Raw genomic sequence first — 25,764 nt, forward strand, 5'->3', positions numbered from 1 at the left:
GGCCGCCCTCAATCATCGCTGCCAGCCGTCCCGTCTCCGCCGGAACTGCGGCCGGCATCGACATCCTCGATGCCATCACGTCGCGCCGGCCTCGATGACGTCACCGCGCCGCCCAACGGCGTCTCGCCCTGGGGTTGCGAGCTTACCCAAGCTTGCCGCCCTGCGGCATCGTGCAGCCAGACATCCAACTGATTGAACGCGATACGGATACCGTATTCATGGAACAAGGCATCGAGGCGTCGATTGATTTCATCGCTAGCATAAAGGCGATCCATCAGGTCGTTGACGAAGATCCGCAACTCGAAGCTGAACGCCGTGGCGCCATATTCGAGGCAGAAGATCTGCGGCTCGGGATCGCGCAGCACGCGCGGGTTTTCCTCGGCGGCCTGACGCAGCAGGCGGTGGACCTGCTCCAGGTCGGAACCGTGCGACACGCCATAAGTCAGCACCACCCGCGTGATGTTGTCGGAAAGCGACCAGTTGATCAGTTGATCGGTGACGAAGGTCTTGTTGGGGATGATGATTTCCTTGCGGTCGAAATCCGTCACCGTGGTGGCGCGAATGCGGATACGGCTGACCGTACCGTGCAAGTTGCCCAGGGTGATGGTATCGCCGATACGCACCGGGCGTTCGAACAGGATGATCAGCCCCGAAATGAAGTTGGCGAAGATCTCCTGTAGCCCGAAGCCCAGCCCCACGCCCAGCGCGGCGACCAGCCATTGCAGCTTGTCCCACGACACCCCGAGCGTGCCCAACGACACCACGACCCCGGTGCCCACGATAGTGTAGGAAAGCAGCGAGGAGATGGCATAAGCACTGCCTTGCTTGAGACTCAGGCGCGAGAGCACCATGACCTCCAGCAGCCCCGGCAGGTTGCGCGCCATCATCAAGGTCAACGCGACCAGCACCAGCGCCGTGAGCACATCGGCCACGGTGATCGGGCTGGTGGTCATCGCTTCGCCCTCGCCGCGTTCGATCTGCCATACAGCGACGTTGTCGAGATAGGACAGCACGCCCAGTAGATCCGCCCACACCACATAAAGCAGCAGGGTAAAGCCCAGAGACAGGATCAGCTTGGACAGGCGCAGCGACTGCTGATTGACCTGCTCCATATCCAGCGGCGGCTCCTCGACCACCTCGAGTCCGCTCTCTGTGTCCTCCTTGGCCTGCGCATGGCGACGTGCCACCGCGCGCCGATAGGCCAGTCGCCGTGCCGCGACCGCCAATCCGCGGACGACCGCCGCCTCGACGAGAATCCACAGCCCCAGAATATAGATTGAGGTAATGAAGCGGCCGACCAGACTTAGCGCGGTATATTCGAACCCCATGACGATCAGGCCCGCGAGTATCAAAGGCACGACCGATAACGCCAACCCCAGCAGCAGACGAAAAAGCTTGAGGCCGAAAAACGGCACATGAGCGAGGATCAGGCGCACCAGTACCGCCGTCATCATCACCAGCCCCAGCAACAGCAATAGCAGCGACAACGGCCGCTCTGCCAGGCGCCCATCGCTATAAGGCGCCACGTTACTGATCAAGATGACCGGAATCAGCGCGATGCCCAGCCATAGCAACAGTTGCCGCAAGCGCAATACGTACTGCGGTGACCAGTGAAAGTGGCGCGCAGCCACACCATCGGCGACCAGCAGACGTCGCGACCAGGCGATAACGCCCCACGCCAGCGCCAACTGAAGTAGCGCATTACCCAGCACTACGGCGAAGCCATGTCCCCCCAGGTTGAGCGCACCGCCCACGGCCGCCAACGACAAAGGACCATGCGCGGCGAGTAACGCATTGAGCGCGATCGCCCGAGGCGTGTGCATCTGGGTATCACGCTTGAGGCGCCCGATTTCCTCATGCAGCCTGAGCAATGACGCCTTGAGACGCCGCCGCCATAGCAACAGCCCGCTGGAAAGCAGCAACAGCGGCACCATGGCGAACGCCTCGCCCTCGGGACGTTGCCACGCGGAGCCCAATGTCGAACGCCAGTCGTCGTCTGTCATGCCTTGCCACAGCGTGCGCGGAAACTGCCGCAGCCATGTCCAATCCAGCGGGCGCCCATTGGCCACCCAGAACAGTTGCTCCTCGATGGTCGCGCGCAGCTCGTCACTGATCTCGAGCAACTGCTGCTGGTTGAGCTGCTGGTTGATGGCAATCGTCAGCAGGTTGCCATACTCGCCGTCGAGCTGTTCGAGTAGCTCACGGCGCGACTCGAACAACGTGATCAACGCCTCACGTAACCCCGGGGCATCGTCTATATTCGCATCGGCCAGGCTTTGATCGGCCAATTGCTGGGGGCGTCGCAAGGCGTCGTGTTGCTGCGACAAATCGAACTGACGCAGGCGTAGATCGGCGATTTCGTCCTGTAACCCGCTCAGGGCATCCACTTCGGGCAATGACTCACGTTGCTCGCGAAGGATGCGCGATAGCAGCAAGCTGCCGCGAATCGCATCGATCTGTTCGTTGAGCGTGCGCTGTACCTGGCGCACACGATCGAGCTGGGTGCGCGTTTCGATCCCCTCGCGCACCAGGTCGTTAGCGCGGTCGGTCACTTCCAGCAATTCACCGCTTAGATCGCGATTAACCTGCTGGACCTTGGTCAGCACAGGATGCTCGGCAATCGTCTCGGCATCTTCGCGACCGACATCGGCAATGGCCTTTTCCGACTGCTCTCGCCGCGCCTTGTCCAGCGCTGCCTGCAACGCCGACAATTGGCTTTCCCGGAGTGCGATGCGCTTTTCCAGCACGTCGCGTTGCTGCATCGCCAACTCGCGCAGGCGGGTGTTATGAGACAGCTCGCTCTGATGCCACTGCGCGCGGCGCTCGGCCAATGCCTGCTCGACCCGATAGCGGTCACGCTTGGCAAGCTCCGCCTCGTTCGACTCTTCGGCGTCGTCTAACTCGGCAAGCTGCGCCTGGCGCATATCGGCGCGCTCCCGCGCTTCGGCGATCGCCTTCTGGGCGCGCTCAGGAAGCGTCTGGGCACTGATCAACTGAGCATTGACGTCCGCCAGACGGCTCTGCAGTTTCTCCAGTTCTGCCAACGCATCACCGGTACGCTCACGCAGCGCATCCAGCGACAAATCGTCAAGTTCTCCCTCAGCCAGGGCTCCCGACGACGCCTCCAAGCGCTGGAGTTGCTGCGCCAAGGATTGCGATTCCTGAGGCGCGTTCTCCGCACGCTGCTCGAGCGCGTCGAGTTTATCGTCGACCGACTCGAGTTCTTTAAGCCCCTCCAGCGCGGCGCGGGTATCGTCTATGGCTGTGCGCTGGTCGCTATCGGGCTGCTCGATGGATTGCAGCCGTTCCAGACGCGTTGTCAGCTCATCATGCTCGGGCAATGCCGACTGCGCCATGGCGTCGCCAACCACGCACAGCAGGCAAAGCGCAACACATGCGATACAATGAACCACACGCACCTTGGCATGCCCACGTTCATGCCGCCCAGGCCAGCATTGCCAAGTGAAGAAATGATGCCAGCGTCGCCACGACATGCTCTGTCCTCGTTACCCATGCGGTGCGCCGATTGTCGGTGCGTGGTACGTACATGGCAATCTTGTGCGAATATTTGCGTTCTACCACCCACGTGATAGAAATATTCACCATGACCAATGTTAGGGTTTTACGCCATCGACAAGGTACTACCATCACAAGGTACTAAATGACATGGAGTCACCACGCCCCCGCTTGCCGATCCTCGTGTTGCTCACGCTTGCACTGTCCGCTCCCGTGCAGGCAGCCGCCGCCCTGAGCGATAGCGAACGCGAGGCCATTGAAGCGCGCGTTCAGACACTCGAAGCGGAGCTGCAAGAGCTACGCGCAACATTGGCCGACGACACCACGGCCACAGCGGCCGACGCCACGCCCCGAGAGCGCGAGGCACAGAACTTGGAAGCCCGTGCCGACAAGCGTCGCGCGCTGGAGCGCGAATCCTCGCGCAATCCGTTGGCGGTAACGACGTATCGGCGCAACTATCTGTTGCCTTGGGCCTACAACGCCAACCCCGATCAAGACCGTTTCCGCGAGGTCAGCAACGCGGACAATGCCGATAACGCCGAGGTCAAGTACCAATTGAGCTTCAAGGTCAATCTGGTCGAAGACCTGTTCGAGGATAACGGCGATGTATACTTCGCCTATACCCAACGTAGCTGGTGGCAAGCCTACAATTCCGAGGCGTCGGCGCCATTTCGCGAAACCAACTACGAACCCGAGATGTTCGTCAGCTTCGATAACGACATGAGTGCCCTAGGCTGGACCAATACCATTAACCGTGTCGGTTTTGCACACCAGTCCAACGGCCGCTCCGACCCGTTGTCGCGTAGCTGGAATCGTGTCTACGCCGATATGGTATTCCAACGCGGCGAGTGGGCGGCGAGCATCGCCCCTCACTGGCGTGTCCCGGAGGACGAGGAAGACGACGACAACCCCGACCTCGAAAACTATATAGGCTACGGCGATATCACCCTGGTACGCGCCTTCGGCGATCAGGAAATTTCTCTGCTGATGCGTGGTAACCCCGGCAAAGACCACTATGGCGCCCAACTGGACTACTCGTTCCCGCTTTTCGGCAAGGTTCGCGGCTACGTTCAGTATTACCATGGCTACGGCGAAAGCTTGATCGACTACGACCACATCAACCGACGCCTAGGGCTGGGTTTCAGCATCAATACCTTCCTGGCCGGCATTCCTGGCCTAGACTAACGATGCACTCAAGGAAGGGCTGTTGATACGGCGGCTTAGCCTGCTATGCTGAAGACGCAAATTAACCCGTCAGAGGAAGACATCATGGCCATGCAACCTACCGGTAACCAACGCGAAAGCGAAGCGTCCACCGAACAACTCAAGAATGACCTGCGCCAGCTATCGCAGACCGTTGAAGAACTGGTCAAAGCGACTTCTGACGATTCTCGCGGGCACATCAGCGAAGCGCGCGAGCGCGCCCAGCAGCGTCTCAACGAGACTCGCGCCAAACTCGAAGCGCGCAGTGAAAAAGTCTACGAAAGCGCACGTGAACAGATGGATTGCTGCGATCGTTACGTGCGTGAAAACCCTTGGACCAGCATCGGCATCGGCGCGGGTGTCGGGGTCGTCATCGGCTTGCTCATCGGGCGTCGCTAATGGCGGATCGCCAGGGACCGGCGGAGCGCGTCATTAGCTCGGCGCGCCGTCTGCTTTCCAATGTGATTGCCATGGGCGAGACGCGCTTGCGTCTCGCCGTGCTCGAGTTGGAAGACGAACGCGATCGCATGCTCAGCCTGCTATTACTGGCGGGCGCCGCATTGATCACTTTCTCATTCGCCCTCGGCATGCTGCTTTTGATGCTGGTGGTCCTGTATTGGGAAGATCACCGTCTGCTCGTGATCGGTGTGTGCGCGGTCGTGCTGTTCATCATCACCGCAGGCTTGGCATACGCTGCCAAACGTATCGCCAAACGTCGGCGCCTGATGCAGTCCACCTTGAGCCATTTGGAACAAGACCGCCAAGCGCTGGGGGGTTCGCGTGAATCGTCGTGAACGCGCTGCGGAGTTCGAGTACCTCGAGACCCGTATCCTGCAGCAACGTCTCGATATGGGTCACGCACTGCTCGACTGGCGAGACGCCACGGCCCCCATCGATCATGGCTGGCAACGCCTGATGCAGTGGCGAGCGCCCCTGGTAGGGGGCTTCAGCCTACTCGCGGCGATGGGTGTACGCCGCCCCCGGGGCACACGCGCCTGGTTGCGCCGAGGCTTGTCGACCTTCTTGTTGGCCAATCGAGCGCGGGGCTTGTATCGCCTTATACGCCGTTAGCCCTCGCTAGTGCCATAAAGCCTCCACTCGGAGGCTTTTTCGTAGCTCTCGTCTGAACGTGTCTCTGCGCTATCGTGACCGACTACATCGTCTGCCCACAGGCCACGCCCGAAGCCCAAGCCCATTGAAAATTGAAACCGCCCAGTTGGCCGGTGACATCCAACACCTCGCCGATGAAACGCAGCGCCGGTAGCCCCTCTACCGCAAAGGTCTTGGAAGAAACCGACTGCGTCTCGACGCCCCCCAGCGTTACCTCGGCGGTCCGCCAGCCCTCGGTCCCTGCGGGTTTGAGCTGCCAGCGTTTTAGCTCGCCATCCAGGCGCGCCACTTCACGCTTGGAAAGCGCTCCCAGCGGTTTTTCCGTCACCCCTTGCCATTCGCACCAGGCCTGCGCCAAACGCTTGGGAAGTCGCTCGCCCAGCCACGTGGACACATGCCGCTTGGGTGCTTCGTGACGCAGAGTGGCAAGCTCTCCGGCAACGTCGATATCCGGCAGCAAATCGATGGACAACGCCATGCCCGGCTGCCAATGGCTGGAGGCCTGCAACATGGCTGGCCCCGAGACACCACGATGCGTAAACAGCATGGGTTCACGATAGCGCCCCTCGCCGACCTCGACCGTCACTGAGCAGCTCACCCCCGCCAGCGACGCGGCCCGCTCTCGCCATTGAGAGGTCAGCGTGAACGGCACCAGCGCGGCTCGCGTGTCGGTGACGCCCAAGCCAAACTGACGGGCGATGTCATAGCCGAAACCGGTGGCGCCCATGGTGGGAATCGACAATCCGCCGGTGGCGATGACCACCGCACCGGCGTCGATCGCGCCACTCGAGGTCTCGAGACGCATGCCCTCACCACGGCGCTCGAGAGATGTAATACGCGTCTTGAGGCGTACTTCCGCCCCTGCCCACTCGCATTCGGTGAGCAACATGGACACTATCGGCTTGGCCGAATCGGCACAGAAGAGCTGCCCCGGCGCCTTCTCGACATGCTCGATGCCGTGGCGCTCGACGAGCTCGACGAAATGGCCTGGCGTATAGCGCTTGAGTGCGGAGATGCAAAAATGCGGGTTGGCAGAGAAGAAATGCTCCGGCCCCGTCGCCAGGTTGGTGAAATTGCAGCGCCCGCCCCCGGACATCAGGATCTTCTTGCCCGCCTTGTTGGCATGGTCAAGCACCAGCACACGCCGCCCCTCGTAACCGGCGGTCAGTGCGCACATCAGGCCCGCCGCGCCGGCACCGATCACCACTACGTCATAGGTCTGCGCCATCGTCGCGTCTCATTGCTGGCAAAGGCGATCATTCTAAGCGTTAAGCGCCACAGCGACGAACCTGTATATTCTGTATGCTCGTCATCGTCACCGACAGCACAACAACGAGACACTATGCCCGTATCTCCTCTCCCGGCCGTGAGCGCATTCGGCCGGCGCACTCTCGGGCTGGCGGCATTGAGCCTGCTGGCACTGACAAGCGCCCATGCGCAGGAAGCCACCGAGCGCACCCAGGTCATCGCCGTGCAGGCGTCCATTGCCGAGTGGAGCGATCCGCTGGAAGCACTGGGTACGCTGCGTGCCGACGAAAGCGTGACGCTTTCCGCGACCGTGACCGAGACCGTTGCGGAACTCAATTTCGACGACGGCCAGCGCGTCGAAGAAGGCGAGTTGCTGATTCGCCTCGACGATAGCGCGGAACAGGCCGAACTGCGCGCTGCCCAGGCCCTGCGCCGTGAACGCGAGCATGCCGTGCGTCGCGCCCGGCAACTGCAGGACCGCAAGGTCGGCACCCGCGCCGACTTGGAGGATGCCCAGGCCCAACTCGCCCAGGTCGACGCCCAGATCGACGGGATTCAATCACTCCTCGCCGATCACCGCTTGCGCGCGCCGTTCGACGGCACCGTCGGTCAACGCAATCTCAGCGTCGGTGCGCTGGTCACGCCCGGCACCGAGCTGGTGACGCTCGACAAGCTCGATCACATGAAGCTCGACTTCACCGTCCCCGCGACGGTGCTCGACATGCTCGCACCGGGGCTATCGCTTAGCGCCACCACGCCCAGCTATCCCACACGCACCTTTCGTGGCGAGGTGACCAGTATCGGCACGCGTATCGACCCCGTCTCGCGCAGCGTCAGCGTACGCGCTCGCCTGCCCAATCCCGAACGCACATTGCGCCCCGGCATGCTGATGGTGGTCACGCTGCAACGCAATCCACGCCAGACACTGATGGTGCCGGAGTCCGTCCTCGTGCCCAGCGGTGAACGCCAGTACGTGATGCGCATCGACCGTGACGCGGACAACCGCATCCAGCGCCATCCGGTGGAGATCGGCAAACGCCGCGTCGGCAGCGTCGAAATTCTCGACGGCCTCACGCCGGGCGACTGGGTCGTCAGCCACGGCATGAACAAGGTACGCGATGGCGATCACGTGGATATCCTGGCGCTCGACGATGGCAGCCGCGAGATCAGCGAGATCCTCAAGGCCACGCGTGACGGAGAAGACGGCTGATGCGCCTTTCCGATACCGCCATCCAGCGCCCGGTGCTGGCGACCGTCTTCGCCCTGCTGTTGATCGCCTTCGGCATTCTCGCGCTCGAACGTTTGCCGGTGCAGGAATACCCCGCCATCGACCCGCCGGTGGTCAGTGTCGAGACGAACTATCCGGGCGCCTCGGCGGATGTGGTGGAAACCCGCATTACCCAGGTAATCGAAGACCGCATTGCCGGTATCGAGGGCATCGACCTGATCGAGTCGACCAGCAGCGATGGCGAATCGGAGATCGACATCACCTTCAACCTCGACCGCGACATCGAAGCCGCCGCCAACGATATTCGCGACCGAGTCTCCGGGGTCAGCGACAACCTGCCCGAGGAAGCCGACCCACCCGAGGTGGAAAAGTCCGATAGCAGCGACGACGTCATCATGTGGCTGAGCCTCACGGCGGAAGGCTACTCGGTTCCCGAACTCACCGACTACGCCAATCGCTACCTGGTCGACCGCTTCTCCACCCAGACCGGCGTCTCACGCGTGCGCGTCGGCGGCGGCAAGGAATACGCCATGCGCGTGTGGCTAAAGCGTAACGCGCTGGCCGCCCGCGAGCTGACCGTCAGCGATGTGGAAGGCGCCTTGCGTGCCGAAAACGTCGAACTCCCGGCAGGCTTTCTGGAGTCCGACTCGCGCCAGTTCACTCTGCGACTGCCGCGCAGCTTCGAGACCGCCGATGACTTCCGCGACCTGGTCATCGACCAGGGCAACGACGGCTACCTCACGCGGCTGAGCGACGTGGCACGTGTCGAAGTCGGCTCGGTGGAGGAGCGCTCGCTGTTTCGCGGCAACGGCGTGCCCATGGTCGGCCTGGGCGTCATGAAACAATCAACCGCCAACATTCTCGAGGTCTCCCAGGGCGTCAAGGCGGAGATGGAACGCCTCGAATCGACCCTGCCCGACGGCATGCAACTGCGCCTCAACTTCGACTCCTCGGTGTTCGTCTCCGGCGCCCTGAAGGAAGTCGTCGCCACGCTGTTCATCGCCATGGGTCTGGTCGTCGTGGTGATCTTCCTGTTCCTGGGCAACGTGCGCACCACGCTGGTGCCGGCGGTTACCGTGCCGATCTCGATCATCGGCACTTTCATCGCCCTGAATGCCTTCGGCTTCACGCTCAATCTGCTCACCCTGCTCGCCCTGGTGCTGGCCATCGGCCTGGTCGTCGATGACGCCATCGTGGTGCTCGAAAACGTCCACCGCCGCATGCAGCGCTATGGCGAAACACCGCTGGTAGCCGCGTTTCATGGCACGCGCCAGGTTGGCTTTGCGGTCATCGCCACCACCCTGGTGCTGATCGCGGTATTCGTGCCGTTGAGCTTTCTGCGCGGCGACATCGGCCGGCTGTTCTCCGAATTCGCGCTGACCCTGGCCGCCGCCGTGGCAATCTCCGGCGTGCTCGCGCTATCACTGGCACCGATGATGTGCTCCAAGGTCCTCGACCCGCGCATGCACGAAAGCCGCATCAGTCATGCCGTGCACACCCTGCTCGACGCCACCCAGCGGCTCTATCGCTATGTTCTGGTCACTCTGCTGCGACTGCGCTGGCTATGTCTGATCGTGTTCTTCGTCCTGCTCGGCGCCACGGCCTGGCTGTTTGCCGAGCTACCCAACGAATACACGCCGCAGGAAGATCGCGGTAACTTCTTCATCCTCGTCAACGGCCCCGAAGGTGCCACCTTCGACTACATGCAGGACTACATGGACGAGATAGAGGCGCGTCTGCTGCCGCTGGTCGACGCGGGCGAGATCCGCAACATCTCGGTACGCGCGCCTCGCGGCTACGGCAATATCGAGAACTTCAACGACGGCATGGTGGTGGTCAGTCTCGCCGACTGGGGCGAGCGACGTTCGGCCTGGGAGATCATGGCCGACGTGCGCCAACGCCTCGCGAACCTGCCCGGCGTCGACGCCGCCCCGGTAATGCGACAAGGCTTCGGCGGGCGTATTCAGAAACCGGTGCAGTTCGTGATCGGCGGCGGCACCTACGATTCCCTAGTCACCTCGCGCGACCGCTTGCTCGAACGCATCCGCGAGGACGACTCGGGACTCACCGCCGTAGAGAGCGACTACAAGGAGACCCAGCCCCAACTGCGCATCGAGATCGACTATCAGCGTGCCGCCTCGCTGGGCGTGACCGTCGACACCATCGGCAGCACCCTGCAGACGCTGCTCGGCGGACGCAGCGTAACCAGCTACGTGGATGACGGCGAGGAATACGACGTGATGCTCGAGGGCGAACGCGACACGCAGCGCAGCCCCAGCGCGCTGGACAACATCCAGGTGCGTTCCGAACGCAGCGGCGAATTGATCCCGCTGGCGAGTCTGGTCACCCTCAGCAACTACGCCGACGCCAGCGAGCTCAACCGCTTCAACCGCGTCCGCGCGATCACTCTGGAAGCCAATCTCGAAGACGGCACCTCCATGGGTGAGGCACTGGGGTATCTCAACGCCATCGCCGACGAGGAACTGCCCGCCGACGCCATGATCGATTACAAGGGTCCCTCGCGCGACTATCAGGAAGCCAGCGGTGCCACCGCCTTCCTGATGCTCATGGGTCTGCTGGTGGTCTTCCTGGTGCTCGCGGCGCAATTCGAGAGCTTCGTGCATCCGCTGGTCATCATGCTGACCGTGCCCCTGGCAATAAGCGGCGCCTTGCTCGGCCTGTGGCTGACCGGACAATCGCTGAACATCTACAGCCAGGTGGGCATCGTGATGCTGGTGGGGCTCGCCGCCAAGAACGGCATCCTCATCGTCGAGTTCGCCAACCAGCTCCGCGACGAGGGGCGTGCCTTCCGCGATGCCCTGATTGACGCCTCGGTAACACGCCTGCGCCCGATCCTGATGACCGCCGTGACCACCATGGCCGGCGCCGTGCCGTTGATTTTCGCCAGCGGTCCCGGCGCCGAGACGCGCCTGGTCATAGGCACGGTCATCTTCAGTGGCGTGGCCGCCGCGACGCTGTTTACGCTGCTCGTCGTGCCCGTCGCCTACGATCTGCTGGCACGCCACACCGGCTCGCCCGGCGACGTGACAAGGCGCCTCGAACGCGAAATGCGCACAACATCACATGATACGTCCGCGCCTTGATAAAAAAACCCCGGCCATCCTAGCCGGGCATTTGCACGGCGTGTCCTTTGCCGTACATTCATCATAGGCGGTATGGCGACGTTTACCTGTCAGTGATATCTGACACGCGATGTACGTTTAACGCTGACAGCGCCTTGCATCACGCAAACTCTTCGGTATCGACATCCGCCTGCTGAGCATCGTTGTAGCGTCCGCCACGCACTTGATCGGGCGTCATCATGGCATTCAACGTGGTGAGCGATGCAGCATCCAATTGCAATGTCTCGGCTGCCAGATTCTCGCGCATGTGCGCGATATCACGCGTGCCGGGGATGGGCACGATATCGCTCCCCTGCGCCTTCACCCATGCCAGCGCCAATTGCCCCGGCGTGATCTCCAGCTCATCGGCCAGCGCAGTGAAATCTGCCAACAGGCGCTGATTGTGCGGATAATGTTCGTCGCTGAAGCGCGGCATGCCGCGCCGCATGTCGCTTTCTTCCAGACGTGCCGGGTCCGGCACCGCATCCGCCAGAAAACCACGCCCCAACGGGCTGAACGCCACCAGCGTAGTGCCCCGTTCGCGACAGGCTTCAAGCAAGGCAATCTCGGGGTTGCGCGTCCACAGCGAATATTCCGACTGCACCGCCGCTACTAGATGCTCGGCGTGGGCACGGCTCAGCGTCTCGGCGGAGACCTCGGAAAGCCCCACCGCACGCAGCTTGCCCTCCTCGACCAGCCGCCCCAGCGCCCCGACGCTCTCCTCGATGGGCACCTGGCGATCCATGCGATGCAGGTAATAGAGATCCAGCCGGTCGGTACGCAGGCGCTGCAAGCTCGCCTCGCACTGGCGGCGCAGCGTCTCGGGACGCCCATCGATCACCTTGCGCCCCAATGCCGGATCGATCGCCATGCCGCACTTGCTGGCCAGCAGCAACTGATCGCGCCGCCCCTCGAGCGCCTTGCCCACCAGCGACTCATTCGCCGTCGCTCCGTAAAGCGTCGCGGTATCGAAATGGCGATAACCCATCTCGAACGCCGCCTGCAACGCCCGCACACCCTCGGCATCCGGCACCGGCGTCCCATAGCCATGGGACAAGTTCATGCAACCAAGCCCGATGATCGGCGACGCGACTTCCTCAAGAAGAGACAACACATTCGGCATGGGGAATCCTTGTAAACGGATGATAAAAAAGACTGGGCAGTAGCCTGGATGACAGAGACACAGCTTAGCAAGATAACGGCGTACAAGGCTGCGGTTCCACAGGTGTTGAAAAGCTTCGGCTGGTGTTTCTGGAGCGCATTCACCACTGCCAAGTCCATCAAGCATCTTAAGGGCGGTGCATTGGAAAAGGAACTCGATGACCAGGCGCCGGTAGTCTGCACGCTTAGTACGCCCCATGAATCTGACGGGAGGGTGACTTATGCATGGTTAACCAAAGTCGCATCCAGACGCTCTCGTGTATGCCGATAAACAATGAAATGAAGCATTCACGCTGAGTACGGGAGGTCGTCTGGATGGCCACGACAAAACACGGGTCACACCGCGGTATTTCGCTAAGCCTGCAGGGCAAGGTTCTGCTGCTGGTTCTGGTGCCACTCTTCCTGGTGACTGTCACCCTGATCGGGGTAGTCGCCTACGACCTGACGCAGGCATCGCGCAATGCGCTGGCCGAGCAGCGCGACATGTTGGTCGAATCGCGTAAAGCCGCCGTACAGAACGTTATAGAAACCGCCAAGTCTGCCATTGCCCCCATCGTCGCCGAGGCCGGTCCCGACGACGCCGAAGCCAAGGCCCGCGCCAAGGAGATCCTCAGCAGCATGCGCTTCGACGGCAGCAACTACGTCTTCGCCTACGCCTACGATGGCACCACCCTGGTGCAGCCGGTGAAGCCGGAAAGCATCGGAAAGAATGCCATCAAGACCCAGGACAAGCACGGCAACCTGCTGATCAGCGACATGATCGACCTCGCCAAGCAGGGTGGCGGGCATTACCAGTACGCCTGGCCGCATCCAGACAGCGGCGAGACCGAAACCAAGTATTCCTACGCCACCGGCATCGACAAGTGGAACTGGATGCTGGGCGCCGGCACTTATGTCACCGAAATCGACGCAGCCATGGCTGCTGTGGAGGCTACCCAAGCGGCCGAACTGCGCAGGGTTCTGATCGCTACCATACTGATCGGTGCAGCTATCTTCGCCATCGTGGCCCTCGTCGCCTACTGGCTGACTCGGCGCACCATTCAGCCCATCCGCCGCACCGCCCATGCCATGCAGGACATCGCCCAGGGCAAGGGTGACCTGACTCGGCGCCTCGCGGTTGAAAGTCGCGACGAGGTCGGCGAGCTGGCGACCCAATTCAATGCTTTCGTGGCACGCATGCAAGAGACCCTGCGCGAGGTGCGCGCCAGCACCGCCCATGTCACTCGCGCCTCGGACGAGATTGCCCACGGTAGCGAAGAATTGGCAACACGTACCGACCAGGCTGCCGCCAACCTGCAGGAAACGTCGGCCTCGATGGAAGAGATCACCTCCACCGTCACGCATAGCGCCGAATCGGCCCAGCAGGCCAATCAACTGGCCCAGACCACGGCCGACGTGGCACGCCGCGGCGAAACCTCGATGAACCAGGTCGAGCGCACCATGAACGATATCAACGCCTCGGCGACCAAGATCGGCGAGATCATCACCATGATCGACTCGATCGCCTTCCAGACCAATATCCTGGCACTCAACGCCTCGGTGGAAGCGGCCCGCGCCGGCGAGCACGGTCGCGGTTTCGCCGTAGTCGCCGAGGAAGTACGCACGCTCGCCAGCCGCTCCAGCGAGGCCTCGCGGGAGATACGCGAGCTGATCGATACTTCTGCAACGTACACCCGCTCGGGCACCGAACTGGTGCGCAATGCGGGCGAGACCATGCAGGAGATCGTCACCAGCGTGGCCCGCGTCACCGATGTGATCGGCGAGATCAGCGCGGGCGCGCGGGAGCAAAGCAGCGGCATCAGCCAGGTCAATGTCGCGGTGACGGAAATGGACACCATGACCCAGCAGAACGCCGCCATGGTCCAGCATACCGCCGCCAGCGCCGACGCCATGCGCGAACACGCTCAGCGCCTGAGCCAGTTGATCAACGGCTTCGTGCTCGGCGAAGACGAGGGGTCGTCGGCATCCCGTCCACCTGCAACGCAGCCGGCGGTACACTCGACATCGGCCCGAAACGAGAAAACCAAGTCGCCGGTATCCAGCGAGGGGGATGACTGGGAAGCGTTCTAGGTTTGTACGAATGATATCCCGACAAGCGGAACCGCGCTTCACTCGCAATACCGAGTGGCCGACAAATGTCCGTCACTCGGGCGAGACATCGGGAAATGGTTGTTTCTCGCGAATCCGCCCTCGAACATTCGCTAGGCTTTGGGCAAATAGTCATACAACGCCAATTCGCGTAAGGTGCTAATGGCTATCGCGCTATTTAATTCTGGCAGATTCTCATTTCACCTTCACGAGGCGCTTCGTGACCGACCCCGCCACTTCGACGCCCTCCCCCGACACGGGCACTCCCGCACGTGCGGTGCCGGCGTTATGGATGCTGGTGCTCATCACGCTGGCCGGCACATTGGCCATGCATATCTTCGTGCCGTCGCTACCCATTGCCGGCGAAGCCTTGCACGCCAACAACGCCCAGATGCAATTGACGATCAGCCTCTACATTCTGGGGCTTGCGCTCGGCCAACTCTTCTATGGGCCATTGTCCGATGCGCTGGGTAGAAGACCCGCACTGATGCTGGGCATGCTGATCTACAGCGTGGCCGGCATCGTCGCTTGGCAGGCTCAGAGCGTCGAAATGCTGATCACGGCCCGCTTCTTTCAAGCGTTCGGCGGATGCGCAGGCCTGGCATTGGGACGTGCGATGATCCGCGATACTGCCGCCCCGGACCGCGCCGTACAGCGGCTAGCGGTACTCAATCTGGTGGTGGCCATCGGCCCAGCGCTGGCGCCACTGGCCGGGAGCCTAATGACCATCACACTGGGCTGGCGTAGCGTACTACTAGCGTTGTGTTTGATGGGAATCGGTAACCTACTGTTCGTGTGGCGGCTGATGCCGGAAACCGCGCAAGCCACGGGCCGTGTCAATCTGCCCCGCCTGGCCCATGAGTATCGCACCTTGATTCGCTCCCCTGCTTTCATCGGCTATGCGATCGGCGGTGGCTGCGCCACCACCGCCATGTTTGCCTTCGTTGCCTCGGCGCCGTTCATCTTCGTCGAACAGTTGGGAAAGCCAGCGAGCCACGTGGCGTATTATCTTTCCTTGCTGATTCTGAGCATTTCTTTAGGCAACTTCATCACCAACCGCACCACTCATCGTATCGGGCTGGTTCGGTTGATGCTATCGGCGAGCCTGCTGAGCCTGGCCGGAGGCATCTCGATGCTGGTCGTCGTGTTCGCCGGCTGGGCATCCGTCGTCACCCTTGAGGCTTCGATGCTGCTGTTCACGCTGGGCGTGGGCATGACCGGCCCGACGGCACTGACGCTGGCCGTCGGCATCAACCCCAAGGTCGTGGGCTCGGCCGCTGGCCTCTACGGATTTGCTCAGATGGGCATCGGCGCTCTGTGCACCGCGCTCGCCGGGCTGGGTGACAATCCGGCTCAGGCAGCGGCCATGGTGCTGGCCACGGCCGCCATTATCGGGCAGATAGCGCTGAGAACCGCACTGCGGTTCGATCGCCAGGCAAAGTGACGGGGGTCGATTCGCTTTAAATAGCGGGGCCTCAAGAATTAGCAGTACCACAAAAGCTGGGTAAAACACCAAGTAGTAAGAACATCGATAAGGACACCCGAGTCCAAAGATGAGAATATTAAGTATTCTTGTTAATGCGGATTGACGTCATGTTGAGTGATTCACCCAGCCACTACGGCAGCATCACGCGATGCCTGCACTGGCTCATCGCGATTCTGGTCATTCTTCAACTGACCAGCGTGTTCTTCAATATTCTGTGGGAGGGGAACGTCTACAGTCAGGCTGTCGTCCAGTGGCATACGACCATTGGCGTCGGCATTCTGACATTGATGGCCATACGCACGCTGTGGGCCATCTCCCAACTCAGACACCGGCCAGAGCACCATGGCGCACTTCAAAAGGTGGCGATATGGGGTCACGCGCTGATGTATCTAGTGCTGTTGCTGATGCCGCTGTCGGGTATGGCATTCACTTGGGGATCGGGCTACGGCATCTCTGTATTCGATACGGCGTATTGGACCGACGCCGATGTGCCCTGGGCCGCCGCATTCGGCCAAATCCATGTGCCTCTTTCGTGGTTCCTCTCCGCGCTGGTGACCGGACATATCGTCATGGCGGATTATCACCGGTTGATTCGGCGCGACGACACGCTAGTTCGGATGCTCGGGCGCTAGGTTTGTACGAAAAGTCCGTTCTGCTAATTTTGCCCATATTGCAGCCGCATAGGTCCTTTATGGCAGGACGCTACGAGCTTTTCGAGTACAGTCGGTCGCTGATCAAGGACATCGTTTCACCGCAACAGCCGATGGGTCGACCAAGGCGGAATGACCGCCAGATATTGAACGGCATCTACACCTTAGCCTAGTGTTTAGGCTCGCTCCTGATACGCATCTGTCAACTACCAACAAAAGGATCAATCGCATGGATGCTCTAATATCGCTGGCTCCCCCCATCGCCGCTGTCGTGCTGGCGCTGCTCACGCGCCGAGTCAATATCTCGCTCTTCTTGAGCATTTTTCTGGGCGCCTGGATCGTGGCTGGCAATCCGTTTGCAGCCGTCGGCCAGACGTTCGATTGGTTCGCGGAGGTAATGACGGACGAATGGAACGCTCGCTTTCTCGTCCTCGTATCCTTGCTCGGCGCCGGTGCCGCCTTCATGCATACCACCGGCGGCTCCCAAGCCTTGGCAAAGTGGCTTTCAGGCAAAGTTTCCTCCTCGAGAGGCTCTCTCCTTCTCACCTGGCTGCTCGGCGTCGTGATCTTCTTCAACGACTACGTCAACTCGGTCATCGTGGGGAATGCCTCGCGCGACCTGACAGCCAGGCATAAAGTCTCGAGGGAAAAGCTGGCCTGGACCATCGACGCAACGTCCGCGCCCATGGCGACCCTGGGTCCCGTCTCCGACTGGATCGGTTACCAGGTCTCGCTCATCGCTGGCGCGTTCGCCGTGCTCAGCTTGACGAGCGAACAACCCTACTGGACCTTTCTGCAATCGATTCCCTGGAATTTTTACGCCCTGCTTTGCCTCGCCTCGGTGCCCATGATCCTCATCATGGGCGACTTCGGCCCCATGAAGCGCGCCGAGCATCGCGCGCAAACAACCGGCGAGCTCGTCGCACCCGGCGATAATCCATTATCCAGCGTCGAAGAAGACCTTGGCGACGTGCCCGAAGGCAGAGGACGCGTGTGGAATTTCTTGATCCCCCTTGTCGTGCTTATCGGCGTCGCATGTTGGGCGCTCTGGTATACGGGCGGGGGTAATGAAGGTAAGCCGCTGATGGAGGCGATTGCGGATACCGATGTCAGTGTCTCGCTCAGTTGGGCCGCCTTCGCGATGGTCGTCGTCGGGATCGTCATGGCACTGCTTCAGCGCCAATCATTGGAAGCCTGCGAGAACACCTTGTTGGCTGGCTTCAAGACCATGCTACCGGCGCTGGTCATTATGGTATTGGCCTGGTCGATCGGCACCGTCACAGGCGCTCTTGAAACCGGCGATCATGTCATAGCAGCAACACAGAGCTGGCTGTCGCCAGCACTACTGCCGATCATCATTTTCGCCATTGCCATGGTGATATCCTTCTCGACCGGGAGTTCCTGGGGCGCCATGGCGATTCTGACGCCCATTGGCGTGCCTCTGGCATACAACATCGGCGACATGACGCTCGTGAGCATGGCGATCGGCGCTATTTTCTCCGGCTCGATCTTCGGCGATCACTGCTCGCCCATCTCGGACACGACGGTGATGGCCTCCATCTTCTCTGGCTCCGATCACGTGGCCCACGTCAAAACCCAAATCCCTTATGCACTCGTTCCGGCCTCCGTCAGCGCCCTGCTCTATCTGGGGACGATCGTCATCGCCTCACCCTATATCCTGTTGGCTCTCGGCCTAATGATTCAGGCAGTAGTTATCAAGCTCTTAGCCTCGAGGCGCACCTGACGCAAGCACGATGTGAAGTGCTGAGCAACTGATCGATATCGACCAGACCGAAGAGAGCGATCTGAATTTCCTCACCCGCCTGGGCGAGCGGTTTGACGCCATCGCCGCCGTGAAAGCCAGCCGGATGCTGTTCACCAATGCCGGCGAAGCACTGACCGCGAGTGGCCTGGCCATGCCCGCCGTGACCCTCACGCGCCGCGACGGCGACCGGCACTGCTACAGCGTCACCGATCGCGACGCCTATACCGGCGTCGTCGCCTACTGGAGCGACAAGGCCAACGCCGAACGCCAGCGCGTCATTGCCGGCAGCGACGACGACGCCAAGGAACTGCGCCCCACCTACGCCAGCCAGGCCGACGCCCTGGACACCGCCCAAGCCGAATGGCGACGCGTGCAACGCGGCGAAGCCACATTCGACATCACCCTCGCCCAGGGGCGCCCGGACATCCTCCCCGAATCGCCACTCACGGCCAGCGGCTACAAGCCCGACATCGACGCCACGCCCTGGATGGTGACCGAGGTGGAACACTCGCTGGGCGACAGTGGCTTCGGAACTAGGTTGCAGTGTGAGGTGAGTGGGGCTGAGGCTGGCTGATCACCCAAGCCACAGACATACAGACTCAACCTACCGCTGTTGGCATGCACGCCTATCCATCAACACCTAAGAGATTGTTTTAAAATTGAAAAATAGGACGCATACACTTCTTTCCCTATCGATAGTACCTATTCTTTCGTTGAGCTAGCTTCACCATTTCTCTATAGTCCACCACACTGTAAGACAAACTACTTGAGAAGAACGAACTGGCATTCAGTCGGTCATAAAGCGTAGGGCAAAGACGGGAGGTGCCATGACGACATTAGCAGGCATAGGGCTATACAGCCCCAAACAAGCGGAGAGGCTCATCGGTGTCGATGCAGCCAAAATCCGTCGTTGGCTGCTCGCTGCGGATAGTCCGAACGGCCCTCTCTGGCATCCCGAGCCCGAAGCCCTGGGGCTTGAAGATACGCTGAGCTTCAAAGATCTTCTGGAAATCCGTGCCGTTGAGCAGTTTCGCAAGCATGGCGTATCGCTGCAGACCATTCGCGCCGCCTTGACCAACCTCAGTGAGCTAATGCAGAGAAACTACCCTCTCTTGCATCCTCAACTGGTGACGGATGGGAAGGATGTGATTCTCAGAGCAATGAAGGACGACGGCGAAACCGCCATGACTGACCTGACCAAGTTTCAGGACGTGATGGCTGAGGTCGTTGCTCCCTCAATTAAAGACCGCATCACTTTTGATGCCAGCAACAACCCGATTCGTTGGTCACCTGATCCCAGCGATCCCGGCATTGTGGTCGACCCGAAGTTCGCCTTCGGTAAGCCGATCGTCCTTCCGAGCCACATGTCTACCCTCGCTCTCTTCCAGGCATACGAAGCCGAAGATGGCGATGCTGATGCAGTGGCCAGGAACCTTGAAATCACCGTGGATGAGGTGGTTCGCGCCGTTAGCTTTGAAAAAAGGATAGCGGCGGTTGAATTTCTTCATTGATGAGAACCTCAGTCCTAGCCTTGCCGAAGCCCTGAACCATCTTGCCGACCTCTGTAAAGAGCGACATACCGTTGTGCCTGCCCGCAAGTTCAATGGTGGTCCTGGTACACCAGATCTGGAGTGGCTAGAAAGACTGCAGCAAGAAGGTGACTGGGCCATCATTTCTAAGGACCGCTTCAAAAAAGGCGATCCTGAGCGCCTTGCCTTCGAGCAGGCTGGCATCACCATCTTCAACTTGGGCAAAGAGTGGAATCGCAAAAAAGGCTGGGAGACCGCACTTCAGTTGATCCGGTGGTGGCCTTTCATATCCCGGGAGGTCCTCAAAACCAACGACCCCATGCTTTATGAGCTTCCCTGGGGAGTTAGGGAAACACTCAAGGGCCGCAGGCTAGCCAAGAAGTAATCCCGGCCATCATTAGCCGGGATCTCACCACCCATACCGCCGCGCCTGGCTCACCACCACGCCGCGTAGATCCGACTGCCGCGCCCATAGCGACTCACGCGGCCCGGTGGTCGGCATCAGCCGCAAACGCCCGCCGATGCGATGACTGCTGAATAGCAGCGTCTCGCCCTGCCAGTCCATCACCACCAGGTCGGAAGGCGAATGAGGTAACCTAGTGGTCGACCACGTTGACAGCGAGACACGCTCCAAAATCATGGCCACGGTCGGCGGTAAAAACACCGGCCCGGAAATGGTAGTGCGTCGCTATCTACACGCCAGAGGCTACCGTTTCCGCCTCCACCGTAAAGACCTACCCGGCAAGCCGGATTTGGTGCTTCCCAAATACCGGCTCGTCATCTTCGTCCACGGCTGCTACTGGCATCGCCATTCAGGCTGCTTCTACGCCAGCACGCCGAAAACGCGCATCGCCTTCTGGCAAGAGAAATTCGAGCGCAACCTCGCACGAGACTGGCGACAACAAGACGCGTTGATTGAGGCGGGATGGAGGGTACTCATCGTCTGGCAGTGCGGCTTGAGGCACAGCCGGGAGGATATCGACGCCATCGAAACTGCTATCGTCGGCAGTGACACCATGAACGAATGGCCGGCGCAGCCGCCCAGGACACGCAACGACGATGAGAGACCGTAGCCGTGCTCTGGTAGCGACTGAACAAAGGAAACGTGAGAAAGAATGTGAAGGCCCGTTGCCGGGCCTGTTGGCTACCCTACAATCCGAGTCGCGTCGCATCCTGCTAGCGCCCGGCATACCTTAGTCGACACTTATTAAAATAATACTAAAATAAAGGGATGGCAACCTTGAGGGTGAAGCATCAGTAGCTCAATGCTTGTGAATCAGACTGGTATCCACCTGCCAACCATCTACGCGCAGCTTATAATTTTCCAGGCATGTCCCCATAGAATCTAAAGATAAGAAGACAGCTTCATACATTAAGAATCGTTTTTAATTCTTTCCTGCCTCACACGCCGCCTCACTCTTTTTAATAATGAAAAATTCTTGCTAACTACTATCATTATGGAGTCGACTTGGGCATACGTAAGAGTCAGCAAAAAAACCACCGAAAAAGCCTTCAGTAGCTCAAGATCAGCTTCAAAGTAATCAAAGGCACGAAGCAGGGGAAAAGCAACTTGAGCGAGCACAACAAGAATTATAACCACAGCCGACATTAATACAATATGGAACAGCTCAGATAGATAATTAGCATCTTTTACCGTTTGCTTTAGCGATTCAGTGACGTCGCCACGATCACGACCTGCTTCACTTTTTATTGCATTAGGGAATATGATTGCAATCCATGCACCTATTATAGCAAATATAATAGAAGATATATTCAGGAGAACCCCTAGGACATTAATAAAGTCAGCGCCATGGAAATCCGAAAGATTTCCATAAGAAAACCAGCCTATGCCGGAAGACACCAAGATCACAACGAAGTATCTGAGAAGCATTCACAGCACTCCTTTCAAGGAAGGTTCTCTCGCGATGAGTCTAGGGCAGCATGTAAAGAAGATGCATTTATATAACCTTTAAAATCGGCTTGAAGCTCAATTTCCACATCGTTCCTAACAGCATTACCTAAAAACGATATGCTGGATCCATCTTTCAAAATGGCTGAAAAATTTTCAAGCTCCCCATTTTCATGAGCTTCAGCCACATTTGAATGTATCTCCCTCAACTCATCTTCTGTCGGCTTCCAGGAAATTTCACTTTTATATCTTACTGTAGAAATCTTCCTTGGACTTTCAAGCAAGCTTCTAAAAATGCCTCTGCCGCTGGCATGATTCTCTTTATAACGTTCACCAAAGCTTTGTTTCTCACCAGCATCACTAGTCATATAGAACTTCTCTATACGCCTCAATCTGGTGATATCTTCCTTCTTTTCCAAAAGTTTATCAAGCACCAAGCCGCTTTTCTCAATACCTAAATAAACCTTAGGGGTAATATTTTCAACTATTTTCTCAAAAGTCCCGTCTGGAGAATACCCTTTCACGGAGTGCTCGACATTACCCTCGGTTATAGCTTTGAATTTTGATACCACACAATCTGACCGGCTTCTCAAAAACCCTTCAATATAACTTACCAAATTCCCCTTGCCACGATCAGAATGGTCAAACTCCAAAGAAATCATCTTAAGATCATCAAACCTGAACCAAAAATAAACAGGAAATCCTGGTATCAACTTATCTATATCAAAATTTTGAGTTTCAACCCCACTTGTGACACCTGGCTCATTACCTCTTGGCAAACCATAAATATCACCCCTATTTGAGTTAACTTCTTTCCACAAAACCAACACTGCCTCATTCGAGGCCTGATCGAAATACCCGTCTGCGAAATATGTATTACGAGGTGTCCGTCCCAGTCCAGGCTTGTAGGTAAAGGTATTTTCGATGCAAGAAGTTTCGCCTCCCCACTTTATGAGGCTGGCAACAATTTCGAACGGACCAGGAAAACCCGGTTCGAAGTTGCGTCCTTTTTTATACCCCATGCCACCGAGTTTGTAAGCCGTGGCGGTAGCATCAAGTACAATATTATTTGCCATTTTTCCCTCGCGTACCCGGGTCTATGCCCAGTGTCAGTCTATAATTTATCGTTTCGCTGCATGCCTATAATTTTTTATGCAAATGCAGTTATGTCTTCAAAAAATTTTGCCAATCCTGACCCGGCACCGGCCCAGGATCTCCACGTCCTGCATCTCGTAGGACTTGATCATCTCTTTTTCGTAAGCGTGGTTGTCGCTGATCAGCAGCCAGGCCCCGCCCGCGACGCGTAGCACCCGCTGGAAGCTTACGTTTGAGCTAGTCCCCGAATAGCCAGGCCCCACTCACCCATCTATCACTACCCGACACTCAAAACACTTAGGAAACACTACCGAAAGCCACAGTCGCTGTCATTCCTAAATGAGCGGATATGCGACCAAACGGGGATGGTGAAGACGAGGGCGGGAACCCGGGAAGTGCTGGGTGGCCCTTCCAAAAGCCAGACACAAAAAAGCCGCTGATGGCTCAGCGGCTTTTCTAAATTCTGGCGGAGGGGGAGGGATTCGAACCCTCGAAGCCTTTCGACTTACGCGCTTTCCAGGCGCGCTCCTTCGACCACTCGGACACCCCTCCGCAAATTGTAGTCCCGCCGGGAGGCCTTGGCCTTGTCCGTCAGAACGGCGCACATACTATCGAGCTAAGTGCTGTTTTGCAAGCGATTTTCCCCTCTGCGGAGAATCACTTGAGTACGGCGTAGCTGCCTTGAGCTTCTATGCAGAGGGTGTCACCGCAGTAGACGCGCTGCACGAGTTTGATCCGCCCTCGCCCTTTCTCGGTGAGCGCGGTATCGAGCCTGGCAATGCCGTCGGCTTCGAGGGGAAAGCACTGCATGTGGTAGTCGGCCGTCACGGGGACGAGAAAACGCTGCTGGCCTTCGGCGATCACCACGTCTTGCGCCCTGCCCTGGGCGCGTAGCCAGAGCGTCGTCCAGCACCAGCCAAGCAAGGTGGTTTCACCGGCAAGGGCGCCGCCGAAGCCGGTGCCCTTGTCGTTGAGGTTGTCGGCCAGTGCCACCCGCCAACTCAGTGTTGAATCCTTCCAGGCGGGCTGTTGAATGCCGTAATGCGCGACTTGAGGGATCGCCTCATGCAGCCAGGCGAAAAAGGCGTCGAGGTCTTCCCCACCGCCTGCCTCGGGCAACGGCAAGCGGGGATGCATCACCCCCGGCTGACGCGGTGTCTCGTTCACGACCAGCGCTCGACGAAGTCTTCGGGATCGCGCTCTGGCAGCGGCTTGTGGCGCCCGCCCATCTGACCGAGGTAGAGAAAGCCAACCAGTTCGTCGTCATCGGCCAGGCCGAGACCTTCACGCACAGTGGAGTCGAAGGCGTAGTGACCGGTGCGCCACATGGCGCCCAGGCCTTGCGCCTGCGCGGCAAGCAGGATGCCATGCGCTGCACAGCCCGCGGAGAGCACCTGTTCGATACGCGGTACTTTAGGGTGATCAGGCGTAACCTTGGCGATCACTGCGATCAGCAACGGCGCCCGCTTGGGCTTCTTGCGCGCGGCGTCGAGGTGTCCGTCATCGATATGCGGATTGAGGCGCTGCTCGGCCTTGGCGTAGAGCTCGCCCAGTCGGTCGAGCCCCTCGCCGGAGAATTCGATGAACCGCCAGGGCGTCAGATCGCCGTGGTCGGGGGCTCGCAACGCGGCACGATAGAGTGCATCCAACTGCGCACGATCCGGCGCGGGGGCGGCCAGTTTTCCCATCGAGCTACGTTCATGAAGCAGGGTCATCGCCTCCACGGGCGTCTCCTTGGCCGTTGACTGTAATAAATACATGCGGTCGGCGGCGCGAGCGTTCAATGACGCTGGCGCTCGCTTTCCGGCAAAAATCCTGTCTACTGGCGCGCGAGGCGTAGCGGCAAGGGTGGGCGCTCGCCGGGAGTGCCGCGCCAGGGGCTGATATCCAGCCCGCCCCGCCGCACGTAGCGCGCCATGACCAGCAGCCGCTCCGGCCTGGCCCGCGCCATCAGATCGACGAACAGGTGCTCGACGCAGTGCTCGTGAAAGTCCTGATGCTGGCGGTAGGAAATCAAGTACTTGAGCAGCGCCTCGCGCACCAGTTTGGGGCCGCGATAGCGAATCAGCACGCTGCCCCAGTCGGGCTGACCGGTCACCGGGCAGTTGGACTTGAGCAGGTGCGAGTGCAGCGTTTCCTCGACGATTTCCTCGCCCACTTCGAGCAGCGCGGGCGTCGGCGTGTAGTGCTCGATGCTCACATCGAGGTCATCCAGACACTCGCCGGGCAGCGCTCGGGGCGTCAGGGCCTCGTCTTCGACGCCGAACAATTCTACCGTGACCGGCGCGCCCGCCGCCTGGGCCAGATCACGCTCGAGGATCTCGACCACCGCCGCACGGCTATCGAAGCGCGTCTGATTGAAGCTGTTGAGATACAGCTTCCAGGATTTCGATTCGATCAGCGACGGTGAATCGGCGGGCAGCCGAAAGCGCGCCACGGCGACGTGCGGTTTGCCCTTTGCGTCCAACCAGGAAAGCTCGAAGGCGTGCCATTCGTCCTCGCCGACGAACGGCAGCGCGGCATCGTCGAGCCCCAGCGGGGCGCGATTGGCCTGCCGGGGAATAGGAAACAGCAAGCCGGCATCGTAGTGCTCGGGATACGCGGACTCGCGTCCTAGCGGCGCATGCTCGAGCGTATCGGCGCGTTCATTCATG

23 protein-coding genes and 1 tRNA gene are annotated in these 25,764 nt (G+C 59.7%); 14 read left to right on the plus strand and 10 right to left on the minus strand.

Features of this window, described 5'->3' with window-relative positions:
* Nucleotides 1-8: 8 nt before the first annotated feature.
* Nucleotides 9-3,494, minus strand: coding sequence for a mechanosensitive channel MscK (gene mscK / locus L1073_RS02090; protein WP_246896594.1), 3,486 nt, complete (start codon nt 3,492-3,494; stop codon nt 9-11).
* Nucleotides 3,495-3,666: 172 nt separating this feature from the next.
* On the opposite strand from mscK, the gene L1073_RS02095 reads away from it, so the two are divergent.
* The 4 genes from L1073_RS02095 to L1073_RS02110 all read left to right on the plus strand — a co-directional run bounded on the left by L1073_RS02095 (nt 3,667) and on the right by L1073_RS02110 (nt 5,790).
* Nucleotides 3,667-4,701 (plus strand): phospholipase A, encoded by a 1,035-nt coding sequence (locus L1073_RS02095; RefSeq protein ID WP_246896595.1) that lies wholly within the window; start codon nt 3,667-3,669, stop codon nt 4,699-4,701.
* Between the two features lie 84 nt (nt 4,702-4,785).
* The gene (locus L1073_RS02100; protein ID WP_246896596.1) at nt 4,786-5,118 is read left to right on the plus strand and encodes an ElaB/YgaM/YqjD family protein; all 333 of its coding nucleotides are present in this window, start codon (nt 4,786-4,788) and stop codon (nt 5,116-5,118) included.
* Entirely contained in the window at nt 5,118-5,513 is a 396-nt protein-coding gene (locus L1073_RS02105) for a phage holin family protein (RefSeq protein WP_246896597.1), read from the plus strand. The genes L1073_RS02100 and L1073_RS02105 overlap by 1 nt, the downstream gene beginning before the upstream one ends.
* Entirely contained in the window at nt 5,500-5,790 is a 291-nt protein-coding gene (locus tag L1073_RS02110) for a YqjK-like family protein (protein ID WP_246896598.1), read from the plus strand. Before L1073_RS02105 ends, L1073_RS02110 begins: the two co-directional genes overlap by 14 nt.
* Nucleotides 5,791-5,872: 82 nt before the next feature.
* Here the strand turns inward: L1073_RS02110 and L1073_RS02115 are convergent, their stop codons facing one another.
* Entirely contained in the window at nt 5,873-7,057 is a 1,185-nt protein-coding gene (locus L1073_RS02115) for a BaiN/RdsA family NAD(P)/FAD-dependent oxidoreductase (protein WP_246896599.1), read from the minus strand.
* Between the two features lie 114 nt (nt 7,058-7,171).
* On the opposite strand from L1073_RS02115, the gene L1073_RS02120 reads away from it, so the two are divergent.
* Both L1073_RS02120 and L1073_RS02125 read left to right on the plus strand, forming a co-directional pair.
* Nucleotides 7,172-8,287, plus strand: coding sequence for an efflux RND transporter periplasmic adaptor subunit (locus L1073_RS02120; protein WP_246896600.1), 1,116 nt, complete (start codon nt 7,172-7,174; stop codon nt 8,285-8,287).
* Nucleotides 8,287-11,409: an efflux RND transporter permease subunit gene (locus L1073_RS02125; protein WP_246896601.1), complete on the plus strand. Its 3,123-nt coding sequence runs from the start codon at nt 8,287-8,289 to the stop codon at nt 11,407-11,409. The genes L1073_RS02120 and L1073_RS02125 overlap by 1 nt, the downstream gene beginning before the upstream one ends.
* A gap of 139 nt (nt 11,410-11,548) precedes the next feature.
* Here L1073_RS02125 and L1073_RS02130 read toward each other — a convergent pair whose 3' ends face one another.
* Entirely contained in the window at nt 11,549-12,550 is a 1,002-nt protein-coding gene (locus tag L1073_RS02130; RefSeq protein WP_246896602.1) for an aldo/keto reductase, read from the minus strand.
* Between the two features lie 353 nt (nt 12,551-12,903).
* Here L1073_RS02130 and L1073_RS02135 point away from each other — a divergent pair, with 353 nt between their 5' ends.
* From L1073_RS02135 to L1073_RS02170, 7 genes are all read left to right on the plus strand, one after another.
* Nucleotides 12,904-14,658 carry a methyl-accepting chemotaxis protein gene (locus L1073_RS02135; RefSeq protein ID WP_246896603.1) on the plus strand — a complete coding sequence of 585 codons (1,755 nt, stop codon included), beginning with the start codon at nt 12,904-12,906 and terminating at the stop codon, nt 14,656-14,658.
* 238 nt (nt 14,659-14,896) lie between these two features.
* A complete protein-coding gene (locus L1073_RS02140) occupies nt 14,897-16,120 on the plus strand; it encodes a multidrug effflux MFS transporter (RefSeq protein ID WP_246896604.1) in 1,224 nt (407 codons plus the stop codon).
* Between the two features lie 149 nt (nt 16,121-16,269).
* Nucleotides 16,270-16,794 (plus strand): cytochrome b, encoded by a 525-nt coding sequence (locus tag L1073_RS02145; protein ID WP_246896605.1) that lies wholly within the window; start codon nt 16,270-16,272, stop codon nt 16,792-16,794.
* A 289-nt stretch (nt 16,795-17,083) separates the two neighbouring features.
* Complete coding sequence (locus L1073_RS02155; protein WP_246896606.1) at nt 17,084-18,556, plus strand: Na+/H+ antiporter NhaC family protein; 1,473 nt, start codon at nt 17,084-17,086, stop codon at nt 18,554-18,556.
* Nucleotides 18,557-18,593: 37 nt separating this feature from the next.
* The gene (locus L1073_RS02160) at nt 18,594-19,151 is read left to right on the plus strand and encodes a contractile injection system protein, VgrG/Pvc8 family (protein ID WP_343322453.1); all 558 of its coding nucleotides are present in this window, start codon (nt 18,594-18,596) and stop codon (nt 19,149-19,151) included.
* A gap of 253 nt (nt 19,152-19,404) precedes the next feature.
* On the plus strand, nt 19,405-20,088 hold the full coding sequence (locus L1073_RS02165; RefSeq protein ID WP_246896607.1) for a helix-turn-helix domain-containing protein: 684 nt from the start codon (nt 19,405-19,407) through the stop codon (nt 20,086-20,088).
* Complete coding sequence (locus L1073_RS02170; RefSeq protein WP_246896608.1) at nt 20,072-20,491, plus strand: PIN-like domain-containing protein; 420 nt, start codon at nt 20,072-20,074, stop codon at nt 20,489-20,491. The genes L1073_RS02165 and L1073_RS02170 overlap by 17 nt, the downstream gene beginning before the upstream one ends.
* A gap of 24 nt (nt 20,492-20,515) precedes the next feature.
* Here L1073_RS02170 and L1073_RS02175 read toward each other — a convergent pair whose 3' ends face one another.
* On the minus strand, nt 20,516-20,746 hold the full coding sequence (locus tag L1073_RS02175; protein ID WP_246896609.1) for a hypothetical protein: 231 nt from the start codon (nt 20,744-20,746) through the stop codon (nt 20,516-20,518).
* On the opposite strand from L1073_RS02175, the gene L1073_RS02180 reads away from it, so the two are divergent.
* A complete protein-coding gene (locus tag L1073_RS02180) occupies nt 20,745-21,179 on the plus strand; it encodes a very short patch repair endonuclease (RefSeq protein ID WP_246896610.1) in 435 nt (144 codons plus the stop codon). The two genes, L1073_RS02175 and L1073_RS02180, sit on opposite strands and share 2 nt — an antisense overlap.
* A gap of 299 nt (nt 21,180-21,478) precedes the next feature.
* Here L1073_RS02180 and L1073_RS02185 read toward each other — a convergent pair whose 3' ends face one another.
* The 6 genes from L1073_RS02185 to queF form a co-directional block, all read right to left on the minus strand.
* Nucleotides 21,479-21,997: a hypothetical protein gene (locus tag L1073_RS02185; RefSeq protein ID WP_246896611.1), complete on the minus strand. Its 519-nt coding sequence runs from the start codon at nt 21,995-21,997 to the stop codon at nt 21,479-21,481.
* A gap of 14 nt (nt 21,998-22,011) precedes the next feature.
* Entirely contained in the window at nt 22,012-23,091 is a 1,080-nt protein-coding gene (locus L1073_RS02190) for a hypothetical protein (RefSeq protein ID WP_246896612.1), read from the minus strand.
* Nucleotides 23,092-23,574: 483 nt separating this feature from the next.
* A tRNA-Ser gene (locus tag L1073_RS02195) sits at nt 23,575-23,662 on the minus strand.
* 105 nt (nt 23,663-23,767) lie between these two features.
* Nucleotides 23,768-24,247 (minus strand): YiiD C-terminal domain-containing protein, encoded by a 480-nt coding sequence (locus L1073_RS02200; protein WP_246896949.1) that lies wholly within the window; start codon nt 24,245-24,247, stop codon nt 23,768-23,770.
* Between the two features lie 26 nt (nt 24,248-24,273).
* Nucleotides 24,274-24,834, minus strand: a complete 561-nt coding sequence (locus L1073_RS02205; protein ID WP_246896613.1) for a nitroreductase family protein — start codon at nt 24,832-24,834, stop codon at nt 24,274-24,276.
* A gap of 95 nt (nt 24,835-24,929) precedes the next feature.
* Complete coding sequence (gene queF / locus L1073_RS02210) at nt 24,930-25,763, minus strand: NADPH-dependent 7-cyano-7-deazaguanine reductase QueF (protein WP_246896614.1); 834 nt, start codon at nt 25,761-25,763, stop codon at nt 24,930-24,932.
* Between the last annotated feature and the right edge of the window lies 1 nt (nt 25,764).

The organism is Chromohalobacter nigrandesensis (assembly GCF_023061285.1).
In the GTDB taxonomy this organism is placed as follows: Bacteria; Pseudomonadota; Gammaproteobacteria; order Pseudomonadales; family Halomonadaceae; genus Chromohalobacter; species Chromohalobacter nigrandesensis.